At 41.9% G+C, this 15,585-nt stretch carries 13 protein-coding genes; 7 read left to right on the top strand and 6 right to left on the bottom strand.

Going from position 1 to position 15,585, the window contains the following annotated elements; all coding sequences use genetic code 11:
- The first annotated feature begins 38 nt into the window (after positions 1-38).
- Entirely contained in the window at positions 39-623 is a 585-nt protein-coding gene (locus tag IPJ09_11475; protein ID MBK7372041.1) for a hypothetical protein, read from the top strand.
- 30 nt (positions 624-653) lie between these two features.
- Here the strand turns inward: IPJ09_11475 and IPJ09_11470 are convergent, their stop codons facing one another.
- Both IPJ09_11470 and IPJ09_11465 read right to left on the bottom strand, forming a co-directional pair.
- Positions 654-803: a hypothetical protein gene (locus tag IPJ09_11470; protein MBK7372040.1), complete on the bottom strand. Its 150-nt coding sequence runs from the start codon at positions 801-803 to the stop codon at positions 654-656.
- On the bottom strand, positions 796-1,374 hold the full coding sequence (locus IPJ09_11465) for a zeta toxin (protein MBK7372039.1): 579 nt from the start codon (positions 1,372-1,374) through the stop codon (positions 796-798). The genes IPJ09_11470 and IPJ09_11465 overlap by 8 nt, the downstream gene beginning before the upstream one ends.
- Positions 1,375-1,421: 47 nt before the next feature.
- Here IPJ09_11465 and lipA point away from each other — a divergent pair, with 47 nt between their 5' ends.
- Positions 1,422-2,297, top strand: a complete 876-nt coding sequence (gene lipA, locus IPJ09_11460; protein ID MBK7372038.1) for a lipoyl synthase — start codon at positions 1,422-1,424, stop codon at positions 2,295-2,297.
- Between the two features lie 446 nt (positions 2,298-2,743).
- On the opposite strand, the gene IPJ09_11455 is transcribed toward lipA, so the two are convergent.
- The 3 genes from IPJ09_11455 to IPJ09_11445 are packed head-to-tail and all read right to left on the bottom strand — an operon-like array spanning position 2,744 to position 5,590.
- Entirely contained in the window at positions 2,744-3,400 is a 657-nt protein-coding gene (locus IPJ09_11455; GenBank protein ID MBK7372037.1) for an HD domain-containing protein, read from the bottom strand.
- 50 nt (positions 3,401-3,450) lie between these two features.
- Complete coding sequence (locus IPJ09_11450; protein MBK7372036.1) at positions 3,451-3,738, bottom strand: osmoprotectant transporter permease; 288 nt, start codon at positions 3,736-3,738, stop codon at positions 3,451-3,453.
- 22 nt (positions 3,739-3,760) lie between these two features.
- A complete protein-coding gene (locus IPJ09_11445) occupies positions 3,761-5,590 on the bottom strand; it encodes a serine hydrolase (GenBank protein ID MBK7372035.1) in 1,830 nt (609 codons plus the stop codon).
- 50 nt (positions 5,591-5,640) lie between these two features.
- Between IPJ09_11445 and IPJ09_11440 the strand changes: the two genes are divergently transcribed.
- Positions 5,641-6,966, top strand: a complete 1,326-nt coding sequence (locus tag IPJ09_11440) for a D-alanyl-D-alanine carboxypeptidase (protein MBK7372034.1) — start codon at positions 5,641-5,643, stop codon at positions 6,964-6,966.
- Positions 6,967-6,983: 17 nt separating this feature from the next.
- Here the strand turns inward: IPJ09_11440 and IPJ09_11435 are convergent, their stop codons facing one another.
- Positions 6,984-7,997: a LacI family DNA-binding transcriptional regulator gene (locus IPJ09_11435; GenBank protein MBK7372033.1), complete on the bottom strand. Its 1,014-nt coding sequence runs from the start codon at positions 7,995-7,997 to the stop codon at positions 6,984-6,986.
- Between the two features lie 318 nt (positions 7,998-8,315).
- On the opposite strand from IPJ09_11435, the gene IPJ09_11430 reads away from it, so the two are divergent.
- The 4 genes from IPJ09_11430 to IPJ09_11415 all read left to right on the top strand — a co-directional run bounded on the left by IPJ09_11430 (position 8,316) and on the right by IPJ09_11415 (position 15,484).
- Positions 8,316-11,273 (top strand): SusC/RagA family TonB-linked outer membrane protein, encoded by a 2,958-nt coding sequence (locus tag IPJ09_11430; protein ID MBK7372032.1) that lies wholly within the window; start codon positions 8,316-8,318, stop codon positions 11,271-11,273.
- Positions 11,274-11,301: 28 nt separating this feature from the next.
- Positions 11,302-12,828: a RagB/SusD family nutrient uptake outer membrane protein gene (locus tag IPJ09_11425; protein MBK7372031.1), complete on the top strand. Its 1,527-nt coding sequence runs from the start codon at positions 11,302-11,304 to the stop codon at positions 12,826-12,828.
- A gap of 239 nt (positions 12,829-13,067) precedes the next feature.
- Positions 13,068-13,982 (top strand): dihydrodipicolinate synthase family protein, encoded by a 915-nt coding sequence (locus IPJ09_11420; GenBank protein ID MBK7372030.1) that lies wholly within the window; start codon positions 13,068-13,070, stop codon positions 13,980-13,982.
- Positions 13,979-15,484: an aldehyde dehydrogenase (NADP(+)) gene (locus IPJ09_11415; GenBank protein ID MBK7372029.1), complete on the top strand. Its 1,506-nt coding sequence runs from the start codon at positions 13,979-13,981 to the stop codon at positions 15,482-15,484. Before IPJ09_11420 ends, IPJ09_11415 begins: the two co-directional genes overlap by 4 nt.
- Positions 15,485-15,585 lie beyond the last annotated feature (101 nt).

The following is a 15,585-nucleotide window of genomic DNA, read 5'->3' as shown; positions in this document are numbered from 1 at the left end:
TCAGCAATCATAGCAAGCCGGCAGAATCCGCAGAACTGGTGAAAGATATTACAGGGGCCCCAACCCCCGCTGTAATTATACCACCAGCTTTGACCGATGATTCCAGAGAGATCGAAGGCAAAGTACTGGTAGTAAAAAACACTCTGATACCGCTGAAAGGTGCCACTGTTACCAACAAAAGGAATTCGCTGAGTATCCTTACCGATGAGGTGGGTAATTATAAACTGGCCCAGACAAAAGATGGAGATACACTGCTGACTACGTATAATGATGAATACTATGAGTCAATCAATATTGTTGAAAAAGATCAAAAATCAATAGTCATATCCTTAAAGCCTATCATACGGGTGAATAAAACTATCACCGGAATTGTGGAAGATATGACTGGAAATCCTTTTAAATATGGTGCTTGGGTCTATGTTGAAAGAAATGGAAAATCGGTGAAAGGAACCAACGGTATTGTTGGCACCAAAACCAATCCTCAAGGAAGATACACCCTGACAAAAGTAAATGAAGGTGATTTACTCACGATCGATATCGGTACAATAAAGTATCATGCTTTAGTGACCAAGGATAATATGTACAATATCATTAATGGAAAGGAAATAACGGGCAGTCACTAAATTATGTTTTGAAATATCAAGATATCCTATTTATCTCATCGGTATCCTTACCACCTTCCCATCCTTCATGATCACCAGGTCACTTTTATTTTGCTTTTTAAATTCAAGCATTTTAGCGTAAGCGAGTTCGAGGCCCTTGATGATTTTAGATACCCATTCGTCATCTTTCAATTTATCCATTGTATTGTGATTTTAATTTATAGAATATTTTATCATCTAAAATTTGAAATTCATTTTCCATTGTTTTTTTCCCAATCAATTTTGGTTGACCAAATGAATTATCAAATAGAAGGATATTATCTGCTAAGGGAATATAAATATCAAACAGATTTTTCAATCCATATATATATCGTCTTTTAATGACATCCGTCGGAATGTCGTGCCCGCCTTCCCTGACTCTGGTAGCTACCCTTTCGATAGCAATTTGTACTTTCTCTAACCAAAAAAAGACTAAAGATATTTGATAATTTTTGGACTTTGCCTCAAGGATTAAATTTTTATAACTTTTAGTAGCCAAGGTAGTTTCGAAGGCGAAAGTCTGATCTTTAGCCAAAAGTTCTTTGATCCTGTGGAGCATGATCCTGCCGGCTTCAAAAGCTACTTTCTCCGGCTGGAATGGTGATATTCCACGCGCGATTTCATCTGCATTTACAAATTCATTGCATTCCAGGATATGTGGCATCAAGGTAAATGAAGCTGTCGTCTTGCCTGCACCATTACACCCTCCTATGATATAGAGATTTTTATCCACCTATCAAAGGTAACAAGTTTGTCCTATTCTCTTACCTTTGCAATTCCATGATAGATCTACCTGTCACCACAGATCCAAACCCATCGCGAGCCAAAAAACCAGATTGGCTCCGCGTCAAACTACCTATCGGAGAAAACTACCGTAAGGTCAGAGAACTCGTAGATCACTACAAGCTCCATACGATCTGTCAAAGTGGCAACTGTCCCAATATGGGCGAATGCTGGGGTGAGGGTACCGCCACCTTTATGATCCTCGGCAATGTATGTACCCGCTCCTGCAGTTTCTGCGCAGTCAAGACCGGCCGTCCCAACGAATATGACACCGATGAACCTGCCCGCGTAGCGGAAGCCATCCATCTGATGAAAGTAAAACATGCTGTGATCACTAGTGTCAATCGGGATGAGCTTAAAGATAAAGGTGCAGATATCTGGCATCGAACAGTCAAAGAAGTCAAACGCCTGAGTCCAGCTACTACGATCGAAACCCTGATCCCCGATACCAAGGCAGATTGGGACGCACTCGAGACCATGATCAGCGCTGGCCAGGAGGTGGTATCTCATAATATGGAGACCGTCCGAAGGCTGTATCGACCCGTGCGGCCCCAAGCCAAATATGAACGCTCTCTGGAGCAAATCAGAAGAACCAAAGCCTATGGCAAACGCACCAAAAGCGGTATCATGCTGGGCCTGGGCGAAACCAGGGAGGAAGTGATTCAAATCCTCGAAGATCTACAGGAGCATCAGTGCGATGTAGTCACCCTGGGCCAATATTTACAACCTACCAAACTCCATCATCCGGTGATCTCCTTTGTGCATCCGGATCAGTTTGCCGAATATAAAGAGATCGGGTTAGCCATGGGGTTTGATTATGTAGAGAGCGGGCCACTGGTGAGGTCCAGCTATCATGCGGAGAGGCATATTTGATTTGATTCGCCTGTATCTCAAAATTGCTCAGCTTGCCAACCCGATTTCTTTCAAACCATCCTGCCAGTGAAGACAATGAATTCCATTTATCATTTTAGGTAATTCATCTAACGAAAAACAAAAGCATTGTCCGTTGGGAATATCTAATCCAAGGCTTTGCAAGCCCCGAAGATCTGATTCGCCTATGATTTTGATTTAATTTCAATCACAGCTCTCGGTAGTCCGGGTCGCTCTATAATAAGATCGATCTCCAAAAAGGAAAAGACTACAGGATTCAATAAATTCAATGATTCGCTTAATCATACTTTATATTTGTCATGCAAATATTAAGTATACGTAAGTAAGGTGGTATTATATTGAATATCATATAGTTATCTAAAATTATTCGGACAAAATTCTTGTGATTTCGCTTTAAAATAGCATAAAATATGCCTTCATACTGACTGTTAAGCATCCCTTTGCGCCGATACCTCCGCATAAAACTCTTCCAGGTATCTTTCCATAAATTCATGCCTACCCATGGCCATTTTTTTGCCAGTCTCCGTTTTGAATAAATCTTTTAGGCGCAGCAACTTCTCATAAAAATGATTGATGGTAGGTCCCTGGCTGTTTTTATATTCTTCTTTGCTCATGTTTAATTGCGGAGCAATGCTAGGATTGTAGATTTCCCTATTTTTAAAACCACCATAATGAAAGGCTCGTGCGATACCTATGGCGCCGATAGCATCCAGGCGATCTGCATCCTGGACGATGTCAAGCTCAGCGGATTGAAAAGATACCTCACCGAGATTGGTTTTATAAGATATATTTTCAATGATGGCTACTACATGATCGATGAGTTTGGCCTCAACAGCCATTGATTCTAAAAATTCTTTTGCTATGCGAGGGCCCATCGTTTCATCGCCCTGGTGAAACTTAGCATCCGCGATGTCATGGAGCAAAGCACTGAGCGCGATGGTGAGTTGATCTCCATGTTCATGTGCCGATATTTTCAATGCATTGTTATACACTCGTTCAATATGCCACCAATCGTGTCCTCGTTCACTACCTTCCAGCGCTTTTTTTACAAAATTTATTGTTTTTTCAATCAGTGTTTCATTCATCAATATGTAGTTTTTTAATTGCTCTACTGGTTATAAAAAAAATACTGTTTTCAATTCCATCTTGGGTGAAGGACCACTGCAGCGATTAAAAAAATCAAATATCCGACCATCGGCAAAGCAGGTATACTCAATAATAGCAGGGCCAATTTTACCCACCCATGCAGCTTCAACCAATAAGTCGCAGCCAGGAGGGCAGGAAACCCAATGACTATGCCCGTCCAGATACCGAAATTGAAACCCGACACGGATCCATCAGTTAGGCCTGCAAAGAAAAAATAAAAAAACACCAAAGTCCCTGCGGCCACCACCCACCAAAGTGCCCAAAAAAGGATGTTCATAAAATTAATGTTTTAAAAAGGTTTAGTTTTTTAATTGACTATTGATGATATGATCATAAATAATCTGCTGGATACAAGGCCGGATTGAATACTGACTTATTTTATTGTTCACCCTGGAAGGATACACCCGGTTAGTCAATAATATATAAGTAAGATGATATGCTGGATCGATCCAAACAAAAGTACCGGTAAAACCAGAGTGCCCGAAACTTAGAGGACTTGCATCCCGGGCTACATGGCTGGTATTGACATTGTATTCCAACAGCGGTTTGTCAAAACCCAACGCTCTCCGGTTATTTAGTTCGGGATACTGATACCTAATATACTGATCTACCGTAGCAGGTTTTATATATTCCTTGCCGCCATATGATCCTTTATTTAAAAGCATTTGCGAGATGATCGCCATATCATTGGCAGTACTAAACAAGCCTGCATGGCCTGAAATGCCTCCCAGCAGGGCTGCATTTTCATCATGAACATAGCCTTGCACCAGGGTATGCCGGAAAAAGGAATCTATTTCCGTAGGGACGATCTGGTCTTTGGTAAAAAAATTGGTAGGCAAAAATCTTGTATGATGGAGACCGAGAGGCTGATATAAAGATTGATTTAAAAATTGGTCAAATGGGAGCTTGGTGATGTTTTGTAAGGAGCGGTACAATAATATCATGGACAGATCGGAATATACATAATCATTGTTAGCGCGCAATGGAAGCTGCTTGATGTTATTTAAGATCTTAACCTGTGTATTTTTATTTGAATATAGGTGCTCATTGATGATATTGGGATATTTACGGGAGTTAGAGGGTTTGATGGTTCTGGGTTGGAACCGACCATCTGTGCCGAGTACATTTTTATAATATACTATCGAAGCAGGAAGTCCTGATCGATGGGTGAGGATGTCTTTCCACTTTAGATTCGCTTTATTGGATCTCTTGAAGCTGGGTAGATATGTGCTGAGTGTTCGTTCAGGATCGAAGAGCCCTTTGCTATGCAGGTACATGCTGCCTAGTGTGGCGCCGAATATTTTGGTCACCGAAGCCAAATCATATAAATCGTCCTTTTGGAGGTAGCGAGGACTATCATACATTGATTTCCCAAAAGCCTCATGAAAAATGACCATACCATCTTTGGCTACCAGGAGGTTGGCCCCGGGGAATACCTGGTCTTTGATAGCCTCCTCGACAGCCATGCGCAGTGCTGCATTGAAGGAGCTACCGGAGATATTAACCATCTCAGGCGGACCATATTGGAGACGCTGTATCGCGGTAGTCGATATACCGCTACCGCTACCATATACATTATTCAGAAAAAAAGGAAGTCGCCCGGAAGCTGCCGATGCGCCAAAGATGACCTGCGCCAGATGGTTGGGCATGTATGCGGATTGGCCCCAGGAGAATAGAATCGCACGTGACCTTGGAAATAATTCCGCATTCAAAGAAGCAAAATAACCATGTTCGAGTACTACCATATAAAACAAGCCGGTGCTTTCTATCAAAGCAGACAAGCGCGTGATTTCGTTCATTGATTGTTTGGAAAGATCTACTGCGAGTATGAATAAATTAGTGCCCGAAGGCCATGTTCTCTGCTCTATTTTTTTAGAATCGATCTGAGGGACCTCATCATACTTATTAAGGGCCTTTGCCAAAGCCATATTTTCACTCTCAGACACCAGCACAGGATGTAAATTGCTAATAGAAGTTATGGGTATTATATTCCTCTCATTTTTTAATAAAACCACCTGGCTTGCTGCTTGCTTATAAGCGTGTTGCACTGCCGATATACTCTGGGCATAAGCTCCTACAGCACTGATGCCAATAACAAGAAAGATAAACAGTGGTTTAATTGAATACATAGACTAATCAGGGATGAAAATACCAACTTTAGTTTTCATATTTTTACTAAATGTATTTGTACAGGTCAAGCTTGTTTGTCACATCTATGGTCATCTTAAACCTATTCACCTCTTGTGGGTCCGCTCATCATACGACTGAAGCCAAAGTAGATCTGTCGACCTTAATAGAACATTCCCAGGTATTTAATAATCATTTTACGGGATTTTCACTATACGATCCTGTGATTCACAAAACTCTTTATGCTTATAATGATCAAAAGTATTTTACTCCTGCTTCCAACACCAAGATCCTGACTTTTTATACTGCATTGTCTTTCTTGCCTGATCCCTTGCCTGCATTTAAGTATCTGATCCACGGAGATAGCCTCATCATTAAAGGCATGGGCGATCCTACTTTGTTACATCCTCTTTGGCCCCAACATCCGGGATTGAGTTTTATCATCAATTCTGACAAAAGAGTATTTATCGTCACCGATGCTTTACAAGATGAAGCGATGGGCGATGGTTGGGCCTGGGATGATTATAGTTATTATTACCAGGCTGAAAAATCTGCCCTGCCAATGTATGGCAATCTGATTCGGATTGAATATGATTCTCTGGTTCAATCACATAAGGTGTTTCCTGCCTATTTTCAAGGTACCTGGAGTAACCTGACTGGTAAAAGCAGTTCCAATCCGTACTACAGGATGCAAAATGATAATGATTTTAGAATAAATGTAAATAGGAAAACGTTGACTTATATACCCTTCAAAACAGATGCCGCTACTATAAATAACCTGTTGTCAGATACGATCCATCGTTCAGTCAGGGCACTTTGGAGCGCACAAGTAGACCCAGACAGTACATGGGCGTTAATGCCCGGAGTGTCCGCTGATTCGGTGTACGCTCAGATGATGAAGGTAAGTGACAATTTTATCGCCGAACAATTACTGTTGGAGACAGGGGCCTATATTTTGGATACCCTCAATACGACCAAAGCGATTCAATATGCCAAGACACACCTATTCCAGAACATACCGGATCCCTTGCAATGGGTAGACGGCAGTGGATTGTCCAGATACAATCTTTTTACACCGCGCTCTATCATATATGTATTGGAGCAGATTTACCATAAAATATCGGAGGACAGAATTAAAAGTATCTTTCCAGGTGGAGGTGTTAGTGGGACCATACAAACGATATATGGTGCCCAGACACCATATATATATGCCAAAACCGGTTCATTGATGAATAATTACGCACTGAGTGGGTATCTTTTTACAAAAAGCGGCAAGATCTTGATATTCTCTTTTATGCACTCTAATTACACGGGTAGTGTAATGCCTATTCGAGAGGAGATGCAAAAGACCCTCGAATTTGTACGAGACCATTATTAAAATGGCTGGCAGCTGGACTATTTGGTGCTATTGAGAAAGACGATATTGGTATTCATTTGGATTCGTTCCGGGGTATTCCAAAGGAGATTGTTGTTTTTAGCATTTATGTACTGAATGATTTTTTGAGCACTCAGGCTTCCCAATTCTAACCCATCGTGTTTCATATGACTCACTGTTGGAATCATAAATTGAGCAAGGTGTCCATCACTAATAGCCAAAACTGATATTTGTTCAGGTACCTTCAAGTCTAATTCAGCGATGGCTGGCATGACGCCCAGCATAATTTCGTCTGTCATCACGTACAATCCATCTGGATGGTGATGTTGGATCATATCCAGGGCTATAGTGTACGCTTCTGAGCTGCTATTGACGAAAGCTATTTGGCTGGTTTCGTGCGGAAGATTTAAGTCAGCCAGTGCCTGGGCAAATCCCCGATATCGGAGATGAGAAATGGTGAGACTGGCTTTTCCAAAAATGCCAATAATCTTTTGACAGCCAGTTTTATACAGGTGTTGGACCATTTGATAAGATACTTTGTAGTCATCTATCGTGATACTACTATAAGGAGTGCCTTCGATCACTTTGTCTATAAGTACAACCGGAATATTAGAATCTTTAAGTGTTTGAAAATGATCCAGATTGACGGTTTCCTTGGTTAAAGCGATTAATACTCCTGCGACATCATGATCATAGGCAATACCTATATTTTCTTCTTCCCGCTCCAGGCTATCATTGGTCGGAAGAATCATCAAGGTATATCCCTGGCTATGGAGAACTGCTTCGATACCATGTATCACCAAAGGATAGAAAAAAGAAGTGATTTGTGGAATGATGAGTGCTATCGTTTTATTTGATCCTCTCTTTAAATGAAGTGCAGCGGCACTTGGCCTGTATTTCATGGCTTGCGCCACTTCCTTAATCTTGATTTTGAGTGCTTCACTGATATCAGGGTGATTGCTCAATGCTCTCGATATAGTAGATGGACTTACTTCCAACCTATGGGCTATATCCTTGATGGTTGTCTTTTTCAATCAAAAAATTAAGAATTAATAAACAACTCAAATTTAATATATTTTCCACAATTTTCCTCAATTTATCAACAACAATCGTTTGCGGTAAGGTTTGCGGGATAAATTATAGGTATGAAAGGGTAAATCGGTATTGGAAAGCTTATATAAGTTCCTACTTTTGAAGCACTTTATGTAAAGAGAATATTAGGATTTTGTGATTTTTATTTTTCACTATTAACTTTTTGAAACGTTATCAGGGTATTAAAAATTCCAAATATTCTACCTTTTCTCTTCACTTAAAATGCTCTTTCTAATATTAATAAAAATTTTTGAATGATTATGAATAGACTTTTTACTCGTATGCTTAAAGCGACTATTGCCTTGCTCCTCTTGGCAGGAATGCAGTCTTTTGCTTTGGCACAACGCACTGTCACCGGCACCGTCAAGGAAGCCGGTTCAGGCGAGACTTTGATTGGTGCCAATGTACTGGTTCGGGGAACTAGTATTGGGACCATTACTGACATTGATGGCACCTTTTCTATAGAAGTGCCAGCAGGAAGCAATGTGTTGGAGATTTCTTACACAGGTTTTGGTACAGAAGTTTTTACACTCGACGGTGCTACTAACAATATTGAGATCACACTTACTCCAGGTAAGTTGCTCGAAGAGGTAGTCGTCACTGGATATGGTACCCAGCGTCAGAAAGAAATCACTTCTGCAGTTGCATCTATCAAAGCAGAGGATTTCAACAAAGGTGCTATCACCAGCCCGGCTCAATTGCTACAAGGTAAAGTACCCGGATTGGTTATCGCCAAACCCAACGGAGATCCTAATGGCGGATTCACCATCCGACTAAGAGGTCTTTCTACCGTGGGTGGTAATACTGAACCATTGATCATTATTGATGGTGTTCCAGGTGCCAACTTACGTAGCGTTGATCCCAATGACATTGAGACCATGGATGTACTTAAAGATGGTTCTGCAGCAGCGATATATGGGACGCGAGGTTCAAATGGGGTTATTTTGATCACCACCAAAAAAGGCCATGAAGGCAAATCTTCCATTGAATACAACGGCGTTTTTTCAGTTGAAAATATTGCAAGAACACCTCAAATCATGAATGCTGCAGAATATAAGGCAGCAGGAGGCCTTGACAAAGGCACTAGCACTGACTGGTTTGATGTCATCACTCGAACAGGCTTATCTCAACAGCACAACCTGGCGATGTCAGGTGGTGCCAAGGGCTTGGCTTACAGAGTTTCTTTTAACTATAGAGATGTTCAGGGAGTTGCGCTTGACAATGGATTTAAGCAACTTAACGGTCGTGTCAACCTGGCACAGAAAGCGATTAATGACAGATTATTAATCAATTTTGATTTATCTGCTACTAATCGCAATCAGAATACAGGATTTAGCAATGCTGCATTTAGATATGCCACCATTTTTAATCCAACCGCTCCTGTTTATGATGCCACCAATACAGTCAATGGAGGTTATAATGAACCTGGAGGATTTGATATTTTTAATCCGCTGGCGATCATCGAACAAAACCAGGCGAAAGGTGTATTAAACAATATATTGGGTACAGTTCGTGCGGAATACGAACTCGCCAAAGGTCTGAGATACTCTATAGCCTACACACTCGGTCGTGATAATGGCGGTGATGGCAACGGTGTAACTGAGGCCTATATCAGCAAACAAAGCCAGTTTGGTCAAGGTATTGGCCGCAATGGTCTTGCTACCAGGAATTCAAGTTCTGCCCAAAATGATTATTTGTCCTCTACACTTAACTATGCCTTTAGAGTAAATAATATAGACTTAACGGCTTTAGCAGGATACGATTACCAAAAATTCGTCACTGAAGGATTCGGTATACAAGGAGGTAACTTCCTGACTGATTTCTTTACAAGCAATAACATCGGTGCGAGTTTGGACTTTCCTCGAGGACTTGGAGGTGTTGGTAGTGGAAAAAACAGTAATAAACTGATCGCGTTCTTTGGTAGATTGAGTGCCAATATCAATGATACCTGGTTTGCCAGTGCATCAGTGAGAAGAGAGGGATCTTCCAGGTTTGGAGAAAATAATAAATGGGGGGTATTCCCAGCTGTTTCAGCAGGAGTAAACTTGACTAAATTGATGGATATCAGTTTTGTTGACAACCTCAAGTTGAGAATAGGATATGGTGTCACTGGAGCTAATATTACCCAGGATTATCTGTCTCAATTCAGATACGGTCCTACCGGTAGCTTCTTTTACAATGGTGCTTATGTGCCTACTTATGGTCCGGTATCTAACCCTAACGCTGATCTTAAATGGGAGCGAAAAGGTGAAACCAATATTGGATTGGATTTTGGTTTATTGGACTATAAAATCACAGGAACATTTGATTTGTTTAATCGAAAAGTCAATGACCTATTATACAACTTCCCAGTACCGGTTCCACCAAATTCATTTGGTCGTACCTGGGCTAACGTGGGAGAACTAACCAGCACAGGTCTGGAAGCTTCTGTGGCATTAAATGACCTCAAATTTGGTGGGTTGAAGTATACTCCTTCATTAAATGCTACTTTCTATTTGGATAATAAATTAGTGAGTTTGTCTCAAGGTGATCTTAAATTCGGATCTGGAGGGGTACTCGACCTGGCAGGTGTAGGATCTCCTGGACAAAATAACTTCACCATGATTCGAGTAGCAGAAGGCGAAAAAATTGGTCAAATTTATGGCCCGATTTACACAGGCCCGGATGCTGCAGGGAACCCAACTTTTAAAGATCTTAATGGAGATGGTACCGGTACTACAGATGACAAGGCGGTGTTGGGTAATGGTATTCCTAACTTCACCCTTGGTTTTAACAATAGTTTCACTCTGGGCAATTTTACCTTAAATGCATTTTTGAGGGGTGCATTCGGACATTCTTTGATCAACCAATTCAGGGTGTTTTATGAAGATCGCAATCCTGGTTCTATCCTGAGCTACAATAGGGTAAATACCAAGTATGCTGATCCTAAATTAAAAGATGCTAAATACTCTAGTTTACACGTAGAAAAAGGCGATTTCATTAGATTGGACAATATGCAATTGGGTTATACTTTGCCTGTAAAAGGAGTATTTAATAAAGCTTTTGTGTATCTCGCAGGTAACAATCTGTTTACCATCACAGGGTATACCGGCGTTGATCCTGAAGTTCGATTTGGTGATTCTGAGGACAATGGCAATCCATTGGCCCCAGGTATTGACAGAAGAGATAATTATTTTACTACACGATCCTTTTCTTTAGGCGTCAATTTTGGATTTTAATTTTAAATAAAAAAATAATCATAGCGATATGAAAAAACTTATAAAATATTCTAAAGCTTTATTGATAGCCGGTGCTTTACTGACTTTCAATAATTCCTGTACCAATCTCGATGAAGAGTTGTATTCAACAGTGACTTTTGATAATTTCTTCAAAACAGACGAAGAGTTTATTTCTGCATTGGGAGCAGCTTATTCGAGCCTGATTGGAGTAATGGGAAATCACAATGCTACCTGGTCTATCCAGGAAGTGTCTTCTGACGAATTAATGATTCCACAAAGAGGTGGTGACTGGTTTGATGGAGGCATTTGGTTACGTATGTTCAGGCATGAATACCTTCCTACGGAAGATGCATTTAATAATTCCTGGGGACAATTGTTTGGAGGAGTCAGTGCCTGTAATCGTTTGATTGAGCAGTTTTCTGCCATCCAAAGTGATCGTGCTAAAGCATTCGTATCAGAGCTAAGATCTGTTCGTGCATTGTACTACTATTGGTTGCTTGATCTTTTTGGCAATGTGCCTATCGTGACTTCCTTTGCGACAGCGGAGGCCAACCCGACTACCAAGTCCAGAGCCGAAGTGTACGCTTTTGTTGAAAAAGAGTTGCTTGAAAGTACTCCGAATCTGACAGACGAAGTATCTGGTTCTACCTATGCCAGGATGACTCAACATGCTGCCAATTCAATATTAGCTAAGCTTTATATCAATGCACAAAGATATACGGGCACCGCACAGTGGGATAAAGCCATAGCAGCTGCTGATAAAGTGATCAACTCCGGCAAGTATAGCCTGGAAGACAATTTTTTTACGAACTTCCAAACTGAAAATGCAGGTTCTAAAGAAACCATTTTTGCTATACCTTATGACAAAGTATTTGCACAGGGATTTAACCTTCCGGTGATGACACTGCATTATGAAAGTCAAAAAACTTTTAACCTTACCGATCAACCATGGAATGGTTACTGTTCACTTCAAGAGTTTTACAATTCTTTTGAAGCGAATGATGTTCGAAAAAGAAGTCTGTTAGCAGGCCCTCAAAAGAGTGCTGCAGGCAAACAATTGGTCGATCCAAGTGCTGAAGCCAATGACCCTGATGGTAAAGATTTAAATTTCACACCTGCCATCAATGAGCATTTTCCAAACTGTCTAAGACAAGCTGGAGCAAGGATCGCTAAATTTGAATATATAGCTGGTTCTACTGCTAACTTGAGCAATGATTTCCCAATATTCCGGTTAGCCGACATTATGTTGGTGAAAGCTGAAGCGCTTTGGAGAAAGAATGCTGGCGATGCTACCGCCCTCGCTATCGTCAATCAGATCCGAAACCGTGCCTTGGCTACTCCGCTAACTTCCCTGACAGCTGAAAATCTTTTGGCAGAGAGAGGTCGTGAGATGTTTGCTGAAGGATGGAGGAGACAAGATCTTATTCGCTTCGGTACTTACCAGGATGCAAGACCTTGGAAACCAGCAGATACAAAACCTTGTTTTGATATCTTCCCTATTCCCAAGGCTCAACTTGATGCTAACAAAAGTTTGTCTCAAAATCCTTGTTATTAATTTATTGAGCAATTTGCTCAGATAGGTACTAATCTAAGTTTCCTAATCATATCAAATCGAAAGGCTGACTCGCAATGGCGAGTCGGCCTTTTTTCATGTGGGTTGACTGGTCATGTTACATAACCGATTCGCTCCTAGGGCGTTTCAAAGTTGTCCTAAATGAAAGATTGTACCATGGAGCTTACCAAATGCAGATTCCTCATAAATTATTCCCATTTTTGCATTAAATAATCGCATCAATGGCTAAAGTGAACTGGCAAGGTGTATATCCTGCCCTTACTACTAAATTTAAGGAAGATCATAGCCTGGATATACCAGCATTCCAAAAGCATCTTGATTTTCAACTCAACAATGGGATCCATGGGGTGATTTTGGCCGGCAGCCTCGGTGAAGCCAGCACGCTTCAATTGCAGGAAACCCTGGAATTATTGGCAGCAGCCAAAGAAAAGACGGATGACGATACTCCCGTATTAATCAACATAGCCGAATCGAATACTGCCAGCGCAGTGGAGATCGCCAAAGCAGCAGAAGCTGCAGGAGCCGACGGTCTGATGCTGTTGCCACCAATGCGATATAAGGCAGATGATCACGAGACAGTGGTCTATTTTAAAACCATCGCCGACTGTACTGATCTCCCTATCATGATCTATAACAACCCTCATGATTATAAGATCGCTGTGACGATAGACATGTTTGAGCAACTCACCCTGCATCCCAATATTCAGGCAGTCAAAGAAAGTAGTAGGGATATCACCAATATCACCCGAATGATCAATGCTTTTGGGTCAAGGTTTAAAATAATGGGAGGGGTGGATACCCTGGCATTGGAATGCCTGGTGGCTGGCGCAGATGGTTGGGTCGCAGGACTAGTCAATGCATTTCCAGAAGAGACGGTAACTATATTTAATTTGGTCAAAAAAGGTCGAATAGATGATGCATTGAAGATATACAGGTGGTTTATGCCTCTGCTCGAGCTGGATATACACCCTAAACTGGTACAGTATATAAAACTTGCTGAGGCTGCAGCCGGAGTAGGAACTGAACACGTGCGCCCGCCCAGGTTAAAACTAAGCGGTATTGAACGAATCCAGGTGTTATCTGTTATAAATGACGCCATCCAAAGCAGGCCTAACCTCAAAATTTACAATTTATGATTACAGAGAATATAGTGGGATTTGACACCAGAGGGGGATCCACATTTGTTCAAGGAGTAGAAGCTTCCAGTCAAACTTATCTGGCTGAAAAATTTACCATCGCAGATCAGTCTACTATCGACGAAGCGCTCGACAAGGCTGTGATGGCCTTTGAGATCTACCGCCATTGGAGTCCCGACCAAAGAGCTTCTTTTCTTAACAAAATATCAGAGAATATCCTCGAACTAGGGGATACACTTATTTCAAGAGCTTGTGCAGAATCCGGATTGCCGGAAGGAAGGATGATGGGTGAACGGGGCAGAACTATTGGTCAAATCAATATGATGGCCACCGCACTCAGAAATGGTAGCTGGGAAGAAAATTTTATTGATCAGGCTTTGCCGGACCGTCAACCGCTGCCCAGACCCGATATTAGAAAAAGATTGGTGCCTCTTGGGCCTGTGGTAGTATTCGCGGCAAGCAATTTTCCCCTGGCCTTCTCTACCGGCGGTGGGGATGTAGCCAGCGCACTGGCAGTAGGATGTCCGGTGATTGTCAAAGCACATGATTCTCATCCCGGGACCAATGCTTTGGTTGCTCAAGCCATTATGGAAGCTGCCAGAACAGTAGGGGCACCTGATGGGGTATTTTCCTCTTTATATGGAGCAGGACAGGATCTTGGCCAGGTTTTGGTCAAAGACCCACGGATCAAAGCTGTAGGTTTTACAGGCTCCTATCGTGCCGGAAGGGCCATCATGGATGCTTCGGCTGCCAGACCAGAGCCTATCCCGGTCTATGCGGAGATGGGCAGTATCAATCCAGTCGTGGTGATGGCATCAGCCCTCGAGAAAAGGGCCGCATTTATTGGTGAACAATTAGGCGGATCTATGACGCTTGGAGTAGGGCAGTTTTGCACTAAACCTGGGATTATCCTGGTACAGGAAAGTCCAGAATTTAATGCTTTTTATAAAGGATTGCACGACAAAGCCGCTGGCATGGCTGCCTCGCCGATGCTCAATAAAAGAATCCAATCCAGTTTTGTCCAATCTCTTCAAAATCTTTCAGGTGAAGTGACTATGGTCAATATGAATGAAGGCTCATCACATCTCATGAAAGCCGCTTTTGCAGTGGTAGCTGGCAGAGATTTTTTGACCCATCCAAAATGGCATGAAGAAGTCTTTGGCCCATTTGCAGTCATAGTCAAATGTGATGATCCGGATCAAATGATCGAAATCGTAAGGGCACTCAGAGGTCAGCTCACTGCTACTATCTGGAGTGAACCTGAAGATGCCCTTAATGCAAAAATGATCGATGCACTGGAGCAGGCTGCAGGTAGATTGGTTTGGAATGGAGTTCCTACCGGGGTAGAGGTGTGTGATGCACAGATGCATGGCGGTCCTTTCCCTGCAACGAGCCATCCTTTTTTTGGCGCTGTTGGCATGGGATCCATGAAGCGCTGGACCCGACCGGTTGCTTATCAAAATTTTCCCGGAAGTCTGTTGCCGAATGAATTGAAGGATTGATTTTAGGAGAGCTCTTTTGCTTTATTAGCGCCATTGAGTTTGGTGTAAAGAAAGTATTCAAACCCGTAGGTAAATACATGGTAGTGGGTGATTTAAACATG

This window comes from Saprospiraceae bacterium (assembly GCA_016709995.1).
Taxonomy (GTDB): domain Bacteria; phylum Bacteroidota; class Bacteroidia; order Chitinophagales; family Saprospiraceae; genus JADJLQ01.
Note: the sequence above shows the minus strand (reverse complement) of the source record. Positions and strands in the feature narration are given on the sequence as shown.